Annotated in this window: 14 protein-coding genes; 2 read left to right on the forward strand and 12 right to left on the reverse strand. The window is 64.4% G+C overall.

All coding sequences use genetic code 11. The annotated features are described in order from the left end of the window. Window positions 1-20: 20 nt before the first annotated feature. Window positions 21-3581 (forward strand): GLUG motif-containing protein, encoded by a 3561-nt coding sequence (locus tag QZM35_RS27750; protein ID WP_301777232.1) that lies wholly within the window; start codon window positions 21-23, stop codon window positions 3579-3581. A 176-nt stretch (window positions 3582-3757) separates the two neighbouring features. Beyond that, the gene (locus QZM35_RS27755) at window positions 3758-4168 is read left to right on the forward strand and encodes an ESPR domain-containing protein (protein WP_301777233.1); all 411 of its coding nucleotides are present in this window, start codon (window positions 3758-3760) and stop codon (window positions 4166-4168) included. Here the strand turns inward: QZM35_RS27755 and QZM35_RS27760 are convergent. The 12 genes from QZM35_RS27760 to QZM35_RS27815 form a co-directional block, all read right to left on the reverse strand. Beyond that, window positions 4135-4803 carry a hypothetical protein gene (locus QZM35_RS27760; RefSeq protein ID WP_254600291.1) on the reverse strand — a complete coding sequence of 223 codons (669 nt, stop codon included), beginning with the start codon at window positions 4801-4803 and terminating at the stop codon, window positions 4135-4137. The genes QZM35_RS27755 and QZM35_RS27760 overlap by 34 nt on opposite strands. A gap of 77 nt (window positions 4804-4880) precedes the next feature. Beyond that, the gene (locus QZM35_RS27765) at window positions 4881-5429 is read right to left on the reverse strand and encodes a hypothetical protein (RefSeq protein ID WP_089428515.1); all 549 of its coding nucleotides are present in this window, start codon (window positions 5427-5429) and stop codon (window positions 4881-4883) included. Window positions 5430-5437: 8 nt separating this feature from the next. Then, window positions 5438-6166 (reverse strand): hypothetical protein, encoded by a 729-nt coding sequence (locus tag QZM35_RS27770; RefSeq protein ID WP_143329859.1) that lies wholly within the window; start codon window positions 6164-6166, stop codon window positions 5438-5440. A 378-nt stretch (window positions 6167-6544) separates the two neighbouring features. Next, the gene (locus QZM35_RS27775; protein WP_089428516.1) at window positions 6545-7018 is read right to left on the reverse strand and encodes a hypothetical protein; all 474 of its coding nucleotides are present in this window, start codon (window positions 7016-7018) and stop codon (window positions 6545-6547) included. After that, on the reverse strand, window positions 7018-7680 hold the full coding sequence (locus tag QZM35_RS27780) for a pilus assembly protein (protein WP_089429193.1): 663 nt from the start codon (window positions 7678-7680) through the stop codon (window positions 7018-7020). The genes QZM35_RS27775 and QZM35_RS27780 overlap by 1 nt, the downstream gene beginning before the upstream one ends. A 28-nt stretch (window positions 7681-7708) precedes the next feature. Next, entirely contained in the window at window positions 7709-9868 is a 2160-nt protein-coding gene (locus QZM35_RS27785; RefSeq protein WP_089433240.1) for a TcfC E-set like domain-containing protein, read from the reverse strand. A 249-nt stretch (window positions 9869-10117) separates the two neighbouring features. Continuing rightward, complete coding sequence (locus QZM35_RS27790) at window positions 10118-10666, reverse strand: CS1 type fimbrial major subunit (RefSeq protein ID WP_089428517.1); 549 nt, start codon at window positions 10664-10666, stop codon at window positions 10118-10120. Window positions 10667-11146: 480 nt separating this feature from the next. After that, complete coding sequence (locus QZM35_RS27795) at window positions 11147-14161, reverse strand: hybrid sensor histidine kinase/response regulator (protein WP_301777234.1); 3015 nt, start codon at window positions 14159-14161, stop codon at window positions 11147-11149. 136 nt (window positions 14162-14297) lie between these two features. After that, on the reverse strand, window positions 14298-14972 hold the full coding sequence (locus tag QZM35_RS27800) for a response regulator (protein ID WP_089428519.1): 675 nt from the start codon (window positions 14970-14972) through the stop codon (window positions 14298-14300). 465 nt (window positions 14973-15437) lie between these two features. Further along, on the reverse strand, window positions 15438-15623 hold the full coding sequence (locus QZM35_RS27805) for a hypothetical protein (RefSeq protein WP_174975451.1): 186 nt from the start codon (window positions 15621-15623) through the stop codon (window positions 15438-15440). Window positions 15624-15741: 118 nt separating this feature from the next. Continuing rightward, window positions 15742-18801, reverse strand: coding sequence for an ATP-binding protein (locus tag QZM35_RS27810; RefSeq protein WP_301777235.1), 3060 nt, complete (start codon window positions 18799-18801; stop codon window positions 15742-15744). Window positions 18802-19139: 338 nt separating this feature from the next. After that, entirely contained in the window at window positions 19140-20144 is a 1005-nt protein-coding gene (locus QZM35_RS27815) for a hypothetical protein (protein ID WP_301777236.1), read from the reverse strand. Between the last annotated feature and the right edge of the window lie 81 nt (window positions 20145-20225).

Raw genomic sequence — 20225 nt, forward strand, 5'->3', positions numbered from 1 at the left:
CCGCCCGCACCATCGGAAACGTGCATGCCACGTCTTTCCGCCTTCACCGCTTCGTTAGGTATACAAACCAAGCCGAAGCGATCTCCCAGTCCTTTTTAAAAGGGAAAAAACTCATGAACAAGACCTACGCACTGGTCTGGAACCAAGCCCAAGGATGCTGGAGCGCCGTCGGGGAAACCGCGCGCCGGCGCGCCAAACCCGGCAGCGCCAAGCGCGTCGCCGCCGCCCTCTCCCTGCTCGGCCTGACCTCGCTGCCCGCCTTCGCGTTGCCCACCGGCGAAAACATCACCGCCGGCAAGGCCGACATTCTGCGCGACGCGGACGGCAAGTCGATGTCCATCAACCAGCACACCGACAAGCTCATCACCAACTGGAACGACTTCAGCATCGCCGGCAACGAGCGCGTGTCGTTCCATCAGCCCGGCAAGCAGTCGATCGCACTGAACCGCGTGGTCGGCAACAACGGCAGCCAGATTCAAGGCCAGCTCGACGCCAACGGCAAGGTCTTCCTCGTCAACCCCAACGGCGTGCTGTTCGGCTCCGGCGCGCAGATCAACGTCGGTGGCCTCGTCGCGTCCACCCAGAACATCGCCGACGCCGATTTCCTCGCCGGCAACTATCGCTTCTCGGGTAACTCCACCGCATCGATCGTCAACGACGGCCGCATCGCCGCCGCCGACGGCGGCAGCGTCGCGCTGCTCGGCGCGCGCGTGTCCAACAACGGCGTGATCCAGGCGAAGATGGGCCGCGTCGCGCTCGGCGCCGGCAATGCGTTCAAGGTCAACTTCGACGGCAACGACCTGCTCAGCCTGCAGGTCGAAGGCGGCGCCGTCGACGCGCAGGCCAGCAACGGCGGCCTGCTCAAGGCCGACGGCGGCGAAGTGCTGATGACCGCGCGCGCCGCGGGCAACCTGCTGAACGCCGTCGTCAACAACACCGGCACGATCGAAGCGAAGGGGCTCGTCACCGACCTCAACGGCAAGATCGCGCTCGACGGCGGCAAGATCACGCTCGACGGCGACACGGTCACGGTCGCCGGCAAGCTCGACGCGAGCGCCGCCGAAGCCGAGGCGCCGGCAGGCTCCGTCGTCACGCGCGGCCAGCAGGTTCGCGTTGCACGCGACGCCACGGTCGACACGCGTGCGGGCAACACCGCCGGCACCTGGACCATCGAAGCGGCCAATGCAGGCGTCGCAAACAACAAGATCGACAGTCTCTATCCGGCCAACGCCTCGATCGATGCCGATACGCTGTCGAACAACCTCGGCACCACCAACGTCGCGCTCACCAACACGCAGGGCGACCTGACGGTCGGCGGCCCGGTCGCGTGGAACAGCGACCGCGCACTCACGCTCACGTCGCAGAAGGGCAACGTCGATCTGCAGCAAACGGTGTCCGCCACCGGCGCGAACGCGAGCCTGAACGTCAACGCCGCCGACAAGATCCGTATCGACGAGGCGGTCAAGCTCACCGGCCGCCATGCATACCTCGAACTCAATTCGAAGAACGGCCATACGCTGAACAACGGCGCTGCCGTGACGCTGTCCGGCGACAACGCGTCGTTCCGTTCGAACGGCGAGGACTACAAGGTGCTCCATACCGTCGCCGACCTGCGTAACGTCGATTCGAACCGCGGCGGCCGCTACGTGATCGGCAACACGATCGACGGTGCCAATACGAGCCTCCGCAGCATCGGCGGCAACCAATCGTTCTACGGCGTATTCGACGGCCTCGGCAACACGGTCGAGCGCCTGCGCATTTCCAACCCGGGCCAGACGACCGTCGGCCTGTTCTCGCACAACGCCGGCCGCATCGCCAACCTCAACCTGCGCGACATCGCGACGACCGCATCGGGTCTGCCGTACGGCTATCCGATTTCCGTCGGCACGCTCGCCGGCAGCAACTCGGGCACGATCTCGAACGTGACGGCCGACAACGTCGCAGTCTCGGCGACGGGGACGGCGATCATCGGCGGTCTCGTCGGCTCGAACTACGGCGGCACGATCGAGCACGCCAAGGTGTCCGGCCGCATCGACGGCGATCGCTACGCGCAGTCGATCGGCGGCCTCGTGGGCGAGAACCTGACGCTGCTGAACAAGCCTCCGGTATCGGCGATGATCCGCGACAGCCAGGCCAACGTACAGATCAACGCCGCGCACGACGGCGCCACGGGCGGCCTGGTCGGGCGCAACACGGGCATGATCGAGCGCTCGTCGAGCACCGGCAGCGTGAACGCGACGGGCAGCCAGTCGATGGTCGGCGGGCTCGTCGGCATGAACGACGGCAGCGGCATCGTCAAGCAGTCGTCGTCGTCCGCGAGCGTGACCGCGCGCAACAATGCCGTGGCGGGCGGGCTCGTCGGTCTCAACCTGGCCACCATCGCGGATTCGCGCGCCAGCGGCAAGGTAAGCGTCGGCGAGCGTAGCGTCGCAGGCGGTCTCGCAGGCGTGAACCTGGGCAACATCGACGCGTCCACGGCCGACGGCGACGTGTTCGCGGCCGCATCGAGCACCGTCGGCGGTCTCGTCGGCACGAACAGCGGCCGGATCATGAAGTCGCAGGCCAACGGCAACGTGACGGCGGGCAGCAAGGCGGCGGCCGGCGGCTTCGCCGGCTACAACGACGGCGACATCGACGAATCGACCGCGACGGGCAACGTCGTCGCCGGCGCCGACAGCCTCGCCGGCGGCTTCGCCGGGCGCAACGGCAAGTCGGGCCGCATCCATGCGTCCGACGCGCAAGGTCAGGTCCGGGCCACGGGCAAATCGACGCTCGGCGGCTTCGCGGGCGCGAACGACGGCTTCATCGAGACGTCCCTCGCCAGCGGCAACGTGACCGGCGACCAGAACAGCACGGTCGGCGGCTTTGTCGGCACGAATGCCGGCATCATCGAGGCGTCCGACGCATCCGGCAACGTGGCCGCGGGCGACAACGGCACGGCAGGCGGCTTTGCCGGGGTCAACACCGGCACGCTGGATTCCGCCAACGCATCGGGTACCGTCACCGTTCGGAACGCCGGCACGGCGGGGGGTCTCGTGGGGCTCAACCAGGGCCTCGTCCGCACGTCGAGCGCAAACGGCAAGGTCCTGGCCGGGCAATCGAGCTACGCCGGCGGCCTCGCAGGCCGCAATACCGGGACGATCGCCGATTCCCGTGCCACGGGCGCGGTGAAGGCGGGCGACTTCTCGTTGGCCGGCGGCCTCGTCGGCCGTAACGAGAGCGGCACCGTCGCACGCTCGACGGCGTCGGGCGACGTCGAAGCCGGCACGCAGAGCAATGTCGGCGGCCTCGTCGGCCTCCTGGCCGGGCAAGTCGACCAGTCGCGCGCGACGGGTTCCGTCAAGGGCGGCGACGCCAGCTACGTCGGCGGCCTCGTCGGCAACAGCGGCGGCCTCATTAATGCGTCGTCGTCGAGCGGCACCGTCTCCGGCGGCCGCTACGCACGACTGGGCGGCCTCGTCGGCGGCAACTTCGGCTTCGTCTACGGCTCGTCGAGCACCAGCCGCGTCGACGTGAAGGCTGGCTACGACCAGTCCTACGGCGCACTGATCGGCGTGAACTACGGTCGCGTGAAGCCCTGACGTGAACCCGGACGGCTCCGGCTCCGCCGCCTGAGCGGCATGCCGGATGCCGTCGCCTGATGCGAGCGGTCCGACCGCTCGTCGCCGGCGGCCGCGAGGCTGCCGGTTGTCACCCTCCGGCCGATCGGCCTTCGAGGTCGGCCGGACTTCCGAAAAACAACCAGGAAGACCGAACCATGAACAGAACCTACGTACTGGCCTGGAACCAGGCCCAGGGATGCTGGAGCGCGGTCGGGGAAACCGCGCGCCGGCGCGCCAAACCCGGCAGCGCCAAGCGCGTCGCCGCCGCTCTCTCCCTGCTCGGCATCGTCAGCCTGCCCGCCTTCGCGCTGCCCACCGGCGAGAACATCACCGCCGGCAAGGCCGACATCATTCGCGAAAACGACGGCAAGTCGATGCTACGGAGCGATCCAAACGGAGACGCCAAACCGGGACTCGATAAGATAGAGAGGAGTGTCGTTATCCGAAACATCGGCATGCATGGCGGCTGCAGCACCGGTACGCGATTGCGTGCCTCCCCGAGTACCGCGCATGCATCTTCAATCGGGCGGGCTTACTTCGCAGCCGCCCCGTCGCAGCGGGAATGACCGGGAATGTCGACGATGCGCCCGGACACGGGAAGCGGGACACCCGGATACACGTTGAAAGCGTCGAGATCTTGTCCGTCCGATTTGGCGCCTTCCACGCGATAGTGGACATTACCGGTGGCCGTCAGCCGTGCACCAGACGCTTCGCACGTGACGGCGAGCGTCGCCCGGGTTTTAGACGGCAACTGGCGTACGATCCCGCTGAACGCGAGGTTGGCAACGATACTGGCGGACGGCTTCGTATGGCCGGCGCCGAGCACCTTGATGACCGGCTTCACGTCGAGTCGGTAGACCGTTTCCGTGTCGACCGCACGCAATGCCTTGATCGTGATGGTCTTCGTCTGGCCAGGCGCCAGCGTCATTCGGAACGGATACGCATAAAGGGACGGCTGTGCGACATCGCCAACGGCTTCGAGACGCTCGCTTTCCAGCGGCACGCCGGGGTTCAGCAGGCGCGACAACGACACACTCACGTACTCGGTGCGCGCTCCGTTATTGACCACCTGGACCGAGTCGACGTCGTGTTTTAGTGTGATGTCCTTCGGAATCAAGTCAATCGCAGCGGCGGCTGATACGGGAAAGGCTAGCGCAGCCACGCGAGCAACCTGCAACAGCGCGCCTGAAATTCGTTTCATAGATAAATCTCCTTCGGCCGGTGTCCGCCCGATCTCCGACGACGCTGATTGATGCGTGCTCGATCGCACGTCGACCATCAAGGCGCCTTGATCACCGGTTCGAACGTCATCGACAGCACACCGCTATATGTACCTACGGTAGATTTGAAATCCCCAGCGGGCGGGTATGCCGACACATCGAGGTTGTAATAACCAATCGAATCGGTACCCGCCACCGGCGGCGCAGGATTCTGAAATTCCGTGCCCTGTCCGACCGCAATCGGCTTCAACACGCCGCCATCCGGCCCCAGCTGAACAACCGGCCTGCGAAAGACAAGTTCTGGATTCGACCGATGCGTAATCGTCAAAGGCGAATCGAGGCGCACCTGGAATTTCCCGCTGGTCGAAACGACCTTCAAGCGCGCCTGCACGTCGTAAGGTGTATCCCACCCGCCGAGTTGCTGCATCTCCATGCCCTGCTCGAACCAACCGCCTTTGTCGTCGGTCACGATCAGCTTGTTTGGTTTGACGACTCGTGCGGTCACCTTGCTCGTGAACTTGCCGTCCAGCACCACCGACTCCGCGGATACTGCGGCCGACACGCCGATCAACCCGGCACACACGCAACGTTGAATCACCTGTTTCATACGCGCTCCTACGCTTTCGTCACAACCGTAAAAACAAGAACGTCGTTGTAGTCGCCCTCTTTCAGTTCGCGCCCCACCGTCGTCTTGAACGTCGGAGCGAAACAAGTCTTTCCCGAACTGTTGAGAGACAACGCCGTGTTATTCGTATTCGGTAGATGAGTGGTCGACGAACCGCTGTTCAATGTCACGTCATACGGGATGAATTGTGTTGCGTCGCTCACATTCCTTAACCTGTAGCGATTCCCGACAACACCATTAACGCTGGTCGCATCGATCACGAATTTCTTGCCACTGACAACAGGACCATCATACGTAAAACAAAGCTGATCCGCGCCGGACAGCATCTTTTCCGAATCACCTTCCGGCAACTCGCCAAGGTTCCAATCAGGTGCGTTCATCTTGAGCACGATCGGGGGGGATGGCGGCGTCTCTGGATCAACCACCGTGCAGTTACTAGCAGTTCCGAAGCGCCCCAGATATGCCCCTCCCGTGGCTTCCACGACATGCGTATCGTCCGTGTAATTACCCGCTCGAATAGATAACGCGGGCCAATCCGAGACGACACTGTTGTTGATCACAACTTCCACATCAGCGACAAAAGCCCCTCTCTTATTCCATTCCGGCGTCTGATTCGAAGCCAACCCTCCGGTATACATCAAGTATCCGTACCCGCCCTGCCAAATCGCCTTATTGTGCACACCATTCATTGTGACCGAATTTGCCGGAGTAGAAGACAAGTTCATATTTCCATACTTGTCGTATGTATAAAGCAAGATCCCACGACTCTGGAAGATCCCCCTGGGGGGCACATCCCACCCCGGTTTAAAATCGATTCTTACTCTTAGCGTACTGGTCCCATCGCCGTTCTCGCTCCAAGAACAAGATCCGTATCTATCGATCACCGAACCCGGTATCGCAGTACTCCATGCAAACGCACTATCGGCAAATACCGAGAGGATCGAAATAAGGAAAGCCGTTTCGATCCACTTGAATACTCGTCCTTTAGATGTCATTTTTCCACCCATTGTCAAATCATTTCGGCCGTTCGCGCTGAAAGCCAGGAGGTATTCGCGCCGCCCCCGCCGCCAACTACCCGTCAACTACTCTGATGCCCCTTACTTGCCCATGTTTTTAAGCTGATAGATCACCACGCCGTAGCCGATACTGACGAACAGCGGCGCCGTTGTGTCGCCGTCGCGACCAGCGTCAACGACAACGTGCTCGCGGGGCCGGAATGTCACTCGCCACACTTGAGGCTCATCCGGTGTGGAAAGCGCTTTCAACGCCATCCGGTATTTCTGCCCCGGCGACAGCACTAGCCGATTGGGCAAGACCAGCAACGTCGGCTGCGACACCTCTTCGACCGGTACGAGCTGCTCCGGCATGTACCCCGGATTCGAGACGCGCTGCTGCGAGATGTCGAGATACAACGGCGTATCGCCGACGTTTTCCACCCACAGTTCGCTCGCGGGTTTGTCGGGCGACAACGTGAGCTCGGTGCGAGACAACTTCAGGATGCCCGCGGCAAAACTGCCGCTGCAGCAAAGCAGCGCCAACGCACCCAGCGCCCAGCACAGCGTGCGCTTCATCACGGACAGTGCAGCGTGTTGGGTGTACCGTCGACACTGAGCGTCATGCGCTTGGTCGCGAAATGCTGCGGCGTGCCCGGGAATACCGCGATCGTCTGCGGCTGCTTCACACCGTCATACGACACGTCCGAGAACAACGTGCGCACATTGCCGGTGCTTTCCAGCGTCATGCCGCCCTCCTCGCAGCGATGGGTCCATGCCACCTTCAACTTGCCGGGCGGTGGCAAATGCCGGACCAGCACGCCATAGCCGATTGCCACCGACATCGGCGCGGTAATCTTGTCTTTCGGCGCGTCGTCCACCTTCAGCGACCTGATCGGCACCACGTACAGCCGGTAGAGCTCTTCCTGCGCGGGTTCCATCAACGACTTCAACTCGATCTGCCGGCTCTGGCCCGGCCCGAGCGTGAGCTTGTCCGGGCTGGCGAGCACGCCCGGATTGTCCAGTTGCCCGAGGTCGACTTTCTTCTCGGGCGTCACGCCCGGATTCATGATCTTCTGCAGCGTGATCGACAAGTAGAGCGGTGCGTCGCCCATGTTTCGCACGGTCACTTTCTGATCGTGCGTGGCGTACACGCGGGTCGCGGCCGGCATCACCATCAGTTCGCCTTCCGCCTGCGCGGGCTGCACGGTCGCGCAAGCCAGCGCAACGCAAGCGAACATCCAATGCTTCACGTTGAATTTCATATGCTTACTCCTTTGATTCATTGAGCCCGGGCAATGTGCAGCGGAAATCGCTGCCACTTGCATCCTTGAGGCTGCAGGTGTACCGATGCCCGCCCTGGTCGACCGTGATCTGCGACAGCAGCGTCTTGCTGACGATCGAGAACAGGCCGTTGCGATGCGCGACGTCCCCCGTCTCGACGATCTTGCCGCTGACAGGCTTGCCATCGGCATCCTTCAGGAAGCCGCTGTAGATCATGTTGATGTCGACCTTCGCATTGGCCGCATACACCTGGCCCGGATGCGCGCGGACGATGTTGGCGGGCACTTCGATATTCATGTCGAGCTTGTCGTTGTTGCTGTACACGCGCGCGAATGCAACGTCGGAATACGTATTCAACGGCACCGCATAGGTGCTGCCGCCGCCCACCGGATTGCCTTCCACGTTGAAGCCGTAGTTCATTCCGTCGAGCTTCGGCGTGCGCAGCAACATCGCGCTGCCGCCATTGCTGTAGCGACCGAATGCGACGCCATCGCGGCTGGCCGCGACCATGCCGCGATAGTTGAAATCGACGTTGGAGGCATCGCCGTTGTAGCCGACGTTCAGCGACGCCTCGCCGCGTGTGCCCGAACGCGAGCCATATACGTTCACGCCGTAATCGGAATTGATGCGGTTGCCCGTGACCCCGAGCGTCGTCGTACCGAATCCGTCCTGGAAATCCTTCCGGTAGTCGCCGCTCAATTGCGTCTGGCCGCCGGAGCGCGCGGCGCTGAAGCTCGCCTGAACCTTGTCGAGCTGCATGGTCATGTTGAAATACACGCCATATCCGTCGCTCGTGCGGCTGAAGCTGCCCTTCTGCACGCCGAGCGCGAACGTTGCCCACAAACCGTTCGGCCGATAGTTCCAGCGCACTTCCGCCTGGTGCGTCGCACCGAAACCCGACTGCTGGTAGTTGTAGCCGACGGTCGCCTTGCGCAGCGTGCGGCTGTACGACACGCTGGTGCTCGACGTGCCTGCATAGAACCGCGACACCTCGTTGTTCAGATAATGACTGGCCGAAAGGCTGCCGAGGGCTTCGCTCGATGCGGCCATGCTGACGTAGCCGCCCGCCTTGCGATCGCCCGCCAGCACGCCGAGCGTGGGGGTGATGTCGACGTCGCCAATCTGCGTCGGGCGCGTGACGTTCACTTCCGCCGCCCAGTCGCCACCGCGGCCGACGAGCGTCGACGCGTTCATGTAGAACTGGCGGAAGTTCCGGCTCATCGCGGCTTCCATCAGGAAGCCGCCGCGCTCGCTCATCTCCTTGCCGACTGTGAAATGCCACGCATTGCCGCTGGCGGCGCCGAAGTTGACGTTGTTGATCTCGCGGATTTCCTGCGTGATCACGTTGCCGTTGCGGTCGACCAGGCGCACCTGCACCGGGTAATAGCCGCCGGGCAGATCCGCGAAGCTGATCTCGTTGCGGCCGAGCACGGCCGGGCGCTTCATGATCAGGCGGCCGTTCCGGTAAAACTCGTAGTTGCCTTCCGCCGTCGCATACAGCACCAGCGAACCCGCGCTGCGATCGACCTGCAGGTTGCTCTGGCTGCCGAATGTCACGAACTGGTCGAAACTCGGTGACAGCAGCGTGCTGACCGAACCGGACGCGTAGTCGATGCTGTTCTGCTTACCAGCCCGCACGTAGGTTCGCGCGAAGTTCTTTTGCAGGTAATACGACGAGACGCCCTGCGAGCCGTAGCTCGAGCCGCGCGTTTCCGTGCGGTTCGCGTACCAGCTGACGTAGCCGAAGCTGCGCGACGGCAGGCCGACCCAGGTCGCGCCATTCAGGTTGGCGGCGCGATAACCGTCGGACGACGCGCGGAAGTCGACCGACTGGTTGTTGACCAGGCCGAAGCTCGTTTGTGGTGCGAAGTAATCCTCGCGCGTATCGCGAATCGATATCGAGCGCTTGAGCTTGTCGATCGTGACGTAATAACCCTCAACCTCGATATCGCAGCCCTTGCTGCACCGCTTGTAGTCAACCTTGGAAATGACGTTGCGAATAATATCGACATCATCCGGCGAAACGCCGTTTGCCGCGTACTTTGCCGCGTCGAAATCGAGCGCTGCTTCCGTCGCCGAATAACGCACGAAACCCGGCAACGTCTTGCCGTTGAACGTCGCGACATAATTCGCGCTATCGTCCATTTCAGCGGCGCTGAACCCCTCAGGCACGCCATACGACACCTTGACTTCGGCAAACGACTGCGACGAGATGAGCACGAATGCACCGAGCCACAGCCTATTGAACGGAAACGGAGCTCGATAGGTCAACACGCTATTCTCTTGGCAACAGGAACGAAATCGGAATCCAGAGTGGAAATGCCACCTGGGCGCAGAAACAAGGCGCGGGAGCGAAGCCCCCGAGGCGGGGCTTCGCGAGGGAACTACTGAGAGTTACTTCGTGGCCGGCGTATCACCACCGCCGGCTGCCGCGACCGGCTCGAACACCATCACGAGATCGCCGCTGTAGCTGCCGTTGGTGCTGTTCGAACCGACCATCTTCGGTGCGTCGACCTTGATGTTCACGTTGTGGATTTCGTCGAAGCCACCGTTGCCCGCGACCGTTTGCTTGATCGGCTGGACCGCGCCGAACTTGACTTCCTTTTCACCCGCGGCACTGCCGAGCGTGATCACCGGGCTCGTCATTTCGTAGTTGCCATTCGACAGCTTCAGCGGCTGTGCGAGCGAAATGTTGAAGTCGGAGTTCTTCGTGAACACGCGGATCGGCAGCGACTTCGAGAACTTCGTTTGCGTGTAGTCGGTGGGCTGCAGCTCTTCCGTGCTGTACCACGTCGAGCCGTCCGGCTTCGACACGAAGATGCCGTCGTTGATCTGCGCGGTCAGCGTGATCTTCTTCGACACCGATTCGGCTTGAGCCGTGTGCGCCATGCCGAACAGTGCCGTGGTCACGCCCATTGCCAGAACGAGTTTGCTGAGTTTCATCGATGGATCTCAATTTAAAAGATTGATTTACGGAGATCGAATACCGACTAATTAATCAATCAGTATTCAAACGTGTGGAAGATCAATTCCACTGACGTAATTTTCGATGAGCAGCTGCAAGTGGGCGATAGGACAACCTTTCACAACGACTTCAAAATACCTAGTACAAGTATGAAATTAAAATATTTGTCGCGTTAATTCGTTGATTGTCAGGCCGTTTTAAAGATTTGTTCGTACCGGTCGTGCCACGGCGGGCGGCGGAACACCATCACGATGACCTGTCCGCTCATCGGACGGGCGCATCCGTCAATGCGCTGCGGGGCCACGCGATCGCGACCCATCCTCGTGCGGCGCGCTTGTTTTCTTTTAATGAAGTCGCCGCTATCCGATTTTGCTGCGGGTCATTTCAATCCGCGCGTCGAACGGCATCATGGCGTGCTGTCCGACAGGTGGGCGATCCTTGACGATCGCCGCGGCAATTCAATGGCCGATCCGCTCCAGTGCATGTTCGATCTCGCCCCTGAACGCGTCCCAGTGCGATTCGAACGCCGCCGCGCCGCCCGTATTCACGGTTGTTTCCATCTGTGCACATGCGTCGCGCGCGACACTGTCGCCGGCCAGCGCGAAACCGCCGCGCATCGAATGCAGTTCCACTGCAAGCGCATGCGCGTCGCCGTTCGACAGCGCCGCCTCGATCGTGCCCAGCGAGCGCAGCGTGGCTTCGCGCAGGGTGCGGCGAATTTCGCCGGTGACGACCGGCGCCTGCACACGCGTATCGGCCTGCGCGTGCGCCGCCGTCTCGCCGTGCCGCCCGTCATGCCGACGCAGCACCGCGTCGAGCACATCGATCGACAACGGCTTGAGCACCACCTCCGCCGCGCCCACCTGCACGCAGCGGCGCCGGTCTTCATCGGTCGCATGCGCGGTCATCGCGATCACCGGGACCTTCTCACCCTGCTCGCGCAGGAAATTCGCCAGCGCAAAACCGTCGAGCTGCGGCATGCTCAGATCGGTCAGCACGATATCGAACGGATGCACGAAATACGCGCGCATCGCTTCCATCCCGTTCTCGACGATCGTCGCGTCGTGGCCGAGCGCGTCGAGCTGATCCCGCAACAGCGCGCGGCTGGCCGGGTGATCCTCGGCCACCAGCACGCGCAGCGGTTCCACGTCATCGCGCTGGTCCGGCGTGCGCGCATCGTGCGCCGCATCCTGTTCGGGCTCGATGCTCCGCCAGCCGGCCGGTGCCTCGGGCAACGGCAGTGTTGCCGTGAACGTCGAACCCTCGCCCACCCGGCTCTCGACCGTCAGTTCGCCGTGCATCAATCGCGCAATACGGCGACACAGCGGCAACCCCAGCCCGGTGCCGCCGAATCGGCGATAGATCGACGCATCGGCCTGCATGTAGACGTCGAACAGTGTCGGCAACGCGTCGTCGGGAATGCCGACGCCCGTATCGCGCACGGCGATTTCGACGTCGCGCACGCCGGCGTCGCCGCACGCGAGTCGCGCATCGATCGCGATGCCGCCGTGCTCGGTGAACTTGATCGCATTGCCCACGAGGTTCGACACGAGCTGGCGCAAGCGCGTCGGATCGCCGATGTAGCCGTCGGCCAGGTCGGCCGCGACACCGCATTCGAGCGCCAGCCCCTTCGCTTCCGCGAGCGGCCGGAAGATCGCCGCGACCTCCGTCAGCACGCGCCGCGGATCGAACGGGATCTGCTCCAGCGCCATCTGGTTCGATTCCGCCTTCGACAGGTCGAGCACGTCGTTGATCACGCGCAGCAGCGCATCCGACGACGACACGATCGTCTTCAGGCGGCGCCGCTCGACCTCAGGCAGTTGAACTCGCTCCATGAGCTCCAGGTTGCCGACGATCGCATTGAGCGGCGTGCGGATTTCGTGGCTCATCGTCGCGAGGAACGTCGATTTCGCCTTGTTCGCATCGTCCGCCGCGATGCGCGCTTCCCTCAACTTGTCCTCCGTCAGCTTGCGGGCCGTGACGTCGGTCAGCGTGCAAAGCAACACATCGACGCCGCGGAACTTGGTCCTGACGACGTGAACGGCAAGATAGACCGTCTCGCGTCCCGCCCGCTCGACGGCGAACTCGTGCTGCACGATGCGGCGCCGGTCGCCTGTGCCGTCGTCGCGCTCCCGATAAGCCTGCCAGATGCGCTTGCCGAGCGGCAGCCCCGTTGCGTCGCTGTCGTAGGCAAGCACGGCTTCGTTGCACACCACCGTATCGCCGTCGGCCACCGACAGCAGCAGCAGCCCGGCCGGCGCATGGCGAATCAACGTCCGGTTGAACGCCTCGCTTTCGATCAGGCGGATCGCGCGCCGGTTCGCCGGAAGCAGGGCGCGACGGTCGAACAGGACGATCGTGAACCAGAGCAGCGCAATGCCGAACAGCGCCGTGCCGAGCGTCACGCTCACGCCGACCCACGTCGCTTTCGCCACGCTGCGCCACGAGAAAGTCGTCATCAAGACGAGACTCGAATCGGGCAGGCGGTCGCTGACGACGAACCGCGTGCCGACCCGGCGCACGGTCACGTGCTTGCCGAACGGATCGCGTGCGCCGGCCAGCGCGTGCCCGATCATCGCCGGATCGCGCAACCGCCCGAACACGATATTCCGGCTCGCATCGACGACAGCGACATCCTCGTCGTCCGAGTCCGGCGACATGACGTCGCTGAGGTTGAACGTGCCGGCGAACACGAGCCAGCCGAATGGCCGCCCGGCTTCATCGTCGAGCCGCCGGGCGAACCGCACGAGCGTGCGCCCGGCGATCGGATCGAAGCGGCGATCGAGCATGAACGTGACGTTCTCCATGTCGGGCTTCTGCTTCGCCGCACCGGTGGGCATCAGCCCGGCAATCAGCGCCGTCACGTCCGTATCGGGTGGAAGCGCACGCGTGCGCGCAACGAGCCCTTCGCCCATCACGGCGAGGAACGGTGCGTCGAGTCCGATCAGATAGCCGCCGAAGGGTTCGGCACCGGCCGGCTGAGGCCGATATCGCGTATACGAACCGACCAGCCCGAGCACGGTGCCGAGATACCGCGTATAAGATTCGGCGGAATGGCCCGCCCCGATCCCGGCCAGCAAAAAGATCGGCTGCCCTCCGCCCCCGGTCCGCACGGGCAGCCGGCCCTGCTCCGCTGAAAATGAGTGGAACGCGTCCGGCGACGGTTGCACGTCCCGGTTCCAGACCTGTTCCACCCGGTTCCCGAGGTCCAGTAGCAACCGGTCCGTGGTCCGCTGCGTCGCGTAAAACACGGTTTCGCGCTGCAGAAACGTCGAACGCGCGCGCGAGTAATAGTCCTGCACGTCGAGCCGCACGACAAGCGCCGCACAGACGAGCATGAACAGCGTGACCGCCGTGCCGCCGCCGTACAGCAGGAACTGCTGTTGACGCCGGACCCGGTGCGGATCGAACGCCTTGTTGCCGGTCACGGCCGTGGCCGCGTGCGACGCGAGTCTTTTCAGTTTTGCGGGCATGGATCGTTATCGGCGGCGCCGGACGGAAAGGTCACATTCGGTGCGCATGGCGTCCGGCTTGCCGCCCGGCCGGACTGTCCGCCGTCGTGCGGTGCGGCTTCCGATGCATCCGGCATGACGATGCGCGGCGTACTGGCTATTCGCCGGCGGCCGGGCCATCGGGCGCCGCCACGTCGGCCAGATTGCCGTCGCTCGCATAGCGGATCAGGTCGGCGTCGCGCGCGATGCCAAGCTTCTTCATCGCGCTCGTTTTCTGCGAACTGATCGTCTGCTTGCTGCGATGGAGCTGCGTGGCAATCTCGCCGACCGTATAGCCGGCGCCGAACAGCCGCACCACCTCGATCTCGCGGATCGTCAGCGGGCGGCTCGTATCCGACGTGCCCGCCGACTCCAGCAGTTGCTTGATATGCGGCGACAGGTAATTGGCGCCGACGTATGCCGCGTGCACCGCGCCGACGAGGTGGGAAATCGCATCCGACTTGCTCAGGATGCAACCGACGCCCTGCTTGCGGATCGCATGCAGCACGCTGGGGTTGTCGATCATCGTGATCGTCACGAGCTTCAGCGCCGGGTAGCGACGCTGCAGGAACGACAGCAGCACGAGCCCGTCGCCGAACTTGCCGCCGGGCATGACGTAGTCGACCACCAGCACGTCGCTCGGTTTCTCGTCGAGCGCCGCCACGAGATCGGTCGAATTGGACACGGAACCGACGAGCCGGATCGTGCTGCTGTCGGCAAGCGCCTGCGACATCCCGATCGCGGCTGATGGGTGGTCGTCCGCCACCATCACACGCACAAAGAATTCATCCATCGTCCCATTTCTCCCCGAGGCTTTTGATCGCGCACTCACCGACAGCCGCAGGATGCGGGCGGGCAACCGTTCCGGTTCCGTTCCATCCAACCGACGGGCCGTCGATTCGACCCGCCGCATTCGACACATCGGAGAATGCAAGCGCGACTCGATTTTAAGATAAAACGTGGGCAAGACCGTAAGCATCGGCCGACAGGCTGATGCTTACGGTAAATCGCGTCGCCGTGCGACATGCCCTGCACGGGCACGACAGCCGCGCGCGCGCAGGCTGTTGCCGATCGGCATGCCCTTCCGGGCCGGCACTACGCATGTGTACGAGACACGCGCCGACGCATGCAGTGGCTTCCCGGGCCGGAACGCAGCGCCGGGCTCGCCCTGTCCCGTCCCGATCCCTGTCCCATTGCAACCACTCGCGCAGCAGCGAGCCGGCCGCGCATCGAGCGCTTGCCGGCATCCGAATCGCCGTTAGGGTCGGTGGACACCTTCGCCCGATTCGCCCCGTTCCTCGATCGTCTGCTTCCATTCGGTGATCGCGCGCCGCTTCTGCATCGGCGACATGATCAGGAATTCGTTCATCCTGCCGAGAAAATCCCGTCTGGATTTCTCGGGAAGCGTGGCGAAATCGAGCAACATCACGAAGACTTTCACCATGTAGCGCACGGTCTTCCCCTCTTCTCACCTGATTGATCTACGCCGCCGTAGCCCGTGCGACGCGCTGCCTTCCATCCTTCGGACCTCGTCGGGCCCGCCCACGACAATCGACACGCGTTCATGCCGTGCCACCGTGTGCGAAGTGCGCAACGTCCTGTTCTTGTGTCCCGACTCCCCGCTCCGGCGCACCGCGCCGTCGAGCGATGCCTGCCAACGCGCCGCGCAGGTGCGCGAGCGTCACCGGTTTCGTCAGCACGCAGTCGATGCCCGCGTCCGCATACTGCCGCCGGTCGGCGGGCGCGACATGCGACGTCACGACCACCACGTCACCGCCCATGCCGAGATCGCGCACGGCGTTCGCCAGCGCGCAGACCGACATGTCCGGCAGGCCGGCGTCCACCAGCAGCATGTGCCACGCTCCGGTGGCCAGCAGGTCGAGCGCCGCTTCGGCCGACCCGGCCGTCTGCACCTCGCAGCCCAGCACGTCAAACTGCTCCCGCAACAGGGTGCTGGTGACGGAATCGATGCCGGCGAGCACCACACGCCATGCGCCCGGACGAGCGGCTTCCACGTGCGTGAGCGCCGGCCGTTGCGCGGCAAGGCCTCCGGTGTCGGTCATCGCTTGCCCGAGCGCGGCCTTGAAGCCACTCAGCGCATAACTCGACACGCGTATCGTCCTGCCCGCCCGATAGGCTCGCAGCGGGCCGTCCGGCGTGGCGAGCACGACCGGGCACGCGCCGCCCAGGCCGTCGAGCTCCACGCGCGACCAGGCGTCCGAATCGCCGAACAGGACGATCGCGGCAGCCCGCGCACGACGGTCAGCCGGGATCAGTGCCGGGCGCTCGTAACCGTGGACGTCGAAGCCCCATGCGCGCAGATGCGGCAACGCGAAGCGCTGCCATTCCGTGCGCCCGACGACGATCACCGGCGCGCGCACGCCGCGCGCGGAATGCGCGTCGAGCGGCACGACCGCCTCCCCGAGCGGCACCGTCAACGTGAAGCGGCTGCCGGTGCCCGGTACGCTCGCCACGTCGATCCGTCCGCCCATCGCGACCGCGAGGCGATCGCACAGCGCAAGCCCCAGCCCGGTGCCGCCATAGCGGCGCGTGATCGACGCATCGACCTGCGAGAACGCCTTGAACAGCTTGTGCCGATCGGCGCCCGCGATGCCGATGCCGGTGTCCTCGACCGCGATCGACAACTCGGCGTCGCCGCATCCGGCCGACGCAATCGACACGCGCACCAGCACGTGCCCGCTGGCGGTGAACTTGATCGCGTTGCTCAGCAGGTTGCCGAGCACCTGCCCGAGCCGGGTCGGGTCGCCGCGCATTCGCTGCGCATCGCTCGCGTCGATTTCGCAGAACAGCGACAGCCCCTTCGCCTTCGCGACCGGCGCGAACGCGCCGAGCGTGCGCTCGATCACGCCGATCACGTCGAATTCGATCGCTTCGACGGTCATCGCACCCGCTTCGATTTTCGAGAAATCGAGGATGTCGCTGACGAGGCCGAGCAGCCCCGATGCAGCGGTACGCAGCGTCTGCACGCGACCGTGCTGTGATGCATCCAGCGCGGAACGATCGAGCAGTTCGAGATTGCCGAGGATCACGTTGAGCGGCGTGCGGATCTCGTGCGTGATCGCCGCCAGGAACGACGACTTGGCCGCATTCGCCGAATCGGCCGCGCGCACGGCTTCCTCGAGTTGACGAACGAGTTGCCGCCGAGCGGTGACGTCGGCAACCGCGACGATCAGCACGTCGATCTCCTGGTAGCGCGCGCCGCTGGCGCTCACCTCGAGATGCAGCGGCGCCGCGCCGGCATCCGCATCGGCCAGCACGAAATCGGTCTGCATCGTGCCGCCGGCCGCGCCGCCTTCGATGAACGCGTCGTAGCGCGCCACCGCCTGCGCGGACAGCGCGCGATAGTCGCTGCCGAGCCGCGCGAGCATCTCGGCCAGCGCGGGGCTGACGAGCATGAAGTGGCCATCGGCGCGCGAGATCAGGCCGAGGCCGATCGGCGCCGTCTCGATCACGCTGCGGCACAGCGCTTCGCTGTCGAACACGCGCTGCGAGCGCGCATAGACGGACGCGAACACCCGGCGATGGAAGCGCACGAGCAGGATCCACATGATCGCGATGGTGAGCAGCGACGCGCCGAGCAGCAGGCTCGCCCGCCACGCGACGTTCGCGACGACGTCCGTCCACGGCAACGCATACGCCAGCGTCCAGCCCGTTGCATCGAGGGTGCCGTGGAAAATCACGAAGCCGTCGCGGAACGCAGCCTGCTCGGGCTTCGTGCGATCGCGCGACGGATCGAGCGCCAGCAGGCGGCCGGTGCGTGCTTCATCGCCGGCCACGCCGGCGCTCGCCGCGACGAGACGGTTGTCGCCGGTCGTCACGAAGAATACGCCGTCGACCGGATGCTCGATCTGCCACGACAGCAGGTGCTCGGGCGCATATTCGGTGACGAGCACCGCGAACGGCTCGCCGTCGACCTGCGCCTGCGCGGCGAGCCGGATGCGCGCGGCGCCCGATATCGGATCGACGAACGGCGGCAGCCAGTGCACGTGCGGGCGGCCGGTGGTGCCGGCCGCCTGCGCCGGGCCTGTGCCGAAATCGATCCGCAGCGCATCCATCACGCGCGCGCGGCCTTCCGGCGTCGCAAGCACCCCACCGCCGGCGCCCGAATCCGGCACGAGCCCGAGCAGGCCCGTGCGCGTGCTGTAGTGATAGCCGACGAGCGTGTGCCCGCGATTGATCGAACTCGCCGCGCAGATGCGCGCCAGCAGCACCGACAGCGACAGGTAGCGGGCCACCTCGGCTCGGTCGGCAGGCTGCTCCGATACGCCGAACACGACAGATGGATAAGGCTTGATCGCGGTGCGCTCGCCCGCTTCATAGAACGCGTCGACCACCTCGTCGGGCACCGGCCCGGTTTCGCGCCAGATCAGCTGTGCATTGGTCACGCCGTTGCGGAACGACGTCTCGCTCACCTTGATCTCGTTGAGCGTCTGCACCATGCCCGTCAGGAAGTTGTGCCGCTCACCATCGAGATAGCCGTACACGATCGAACCCATCCCGAGCGCGCAGGCGATCAGGATCAGGATCGTGACGACGATCCCGCCGCCGAACACCGAGATGTTCTGATAGCGGCGAATGGATTGGAGCGGACTGTTTGGCATGTCGCAATGCGACGACGCCGGGGCACCGGAACGCGTCTGCATCCGGCTCCGGTATCGCGGACGAAAGTGGCCCAGGGAATTGGAATGCCACGATCATGCCAAACGGTTTTCCTAAAATCAGTCCGAAATGAACGGTTTAGTACACGTCCAATATAAATTAATTACTATTTGGAACTTGAACTAAATCCCCATCCCGATTCGGTCAGCGAGGGTCGGAACGACGTACGTGATCGCCGGGTCCGTGCCGGATGCAAAAAAGCAGGGCAGTGCCATTCTCCGGCCCTCGCCCCGCTTCGAAAAATGCCCGGGCCGGCGGCTGTCGCAGCCGCGTCGTTCGCTCAGTTCTGCGTGAGCGGATTCAGCGTCGTGCACAGGAAACCCGTGCAGTTCTTCGGCGTGAAATAGAACGATGCCATCGCGAGCGGCGGCGTGGTGCCGAGCGCCATGTCGCTCAGATACGCGCTGCCCTGCCCGCCGAACGTGTTCGACTGCTGGACGAAGCTCGCACCGGTCGACTGGATCGCGGCCGACTGGTACGTGAAGGTCGGCGACTGCGTCTGGTCCTTCACGTAGACCCATGAGATCGCCGCGCCGAACGCCATCGCACCCTTCGCGCGATACCCCTTCGCCCCTTCGCTGTTGGCCTGCGCGATGAAGTCGCTGACGGTCGACGCCGGCGCCAGCGCGTCGTACGTATAGGTCGCGCTCGACGCGTCGTTCTTCATGTAGATGTTCGCCTGCACCGATGCCACCGCGATCGGCCCCAGGAACCAGTAGCCCGACTGGCCCTGGCCGTTTGCCTGCGTGAGGAACGCATTCGCGTCGGCCGGCAAGCCCGTCGTCGTGTACGTGTACGTCGCCGACGAGCCGCCGTCCTTGCGATAGAGATCGCCGTACGTGAGCGGCCCTTCGTAGCGGTAGCCGCCCGCCCCTTGCGCATTGGCCGTGTTGACGAAGGACGTCAGGTCGGCCGGGGCGTTCTGCAACTGGTACGTGTAGGTTTGCGCGGTGCCGTCGTTCACGAAGATCGATTGCGTCCCGCCGTTGCTCGCGCTGTAGAAGTAGTCGCCCAGATAGCGGTAGCCCTTCGCGCCTTCGCTGTTGACCAGCGTCAGGAAGCTCGCCTTGTCGGCCGCGACGGGCTGCGCCTCGTAGCGCCACGTCAGCGTGGCGCCGCCCGAGCCGCCCGAGCCGCCGGAACCACCGCTGCCCCCGCTTCCCGTCCCGCCCGAACCCGTGCCGCCGGTTCCACCGGTGCCGCCGTTGTTGCTCGAGCCCGATCCGCCCGACGCCGCGGGCGAGGAATCGTCGCCGCCGCAAGCGGTCAGCGCCAGACAGGTCAATGCGATCAGGGCACGGCTTTCATCGGGATCACCTCAATGCAAAAAGGACGAACGAAGCCGGTACGCGCGGATCACGCCGCG

This window comes from Burkholderia sp. AU45274 (genome assembly GCF_030482505.1).
GTDB lineage: Bacteria > Pseudomonadota > Gammaproteobacteria > Burkholderiales > Burkholderiaceae > Burkholderia.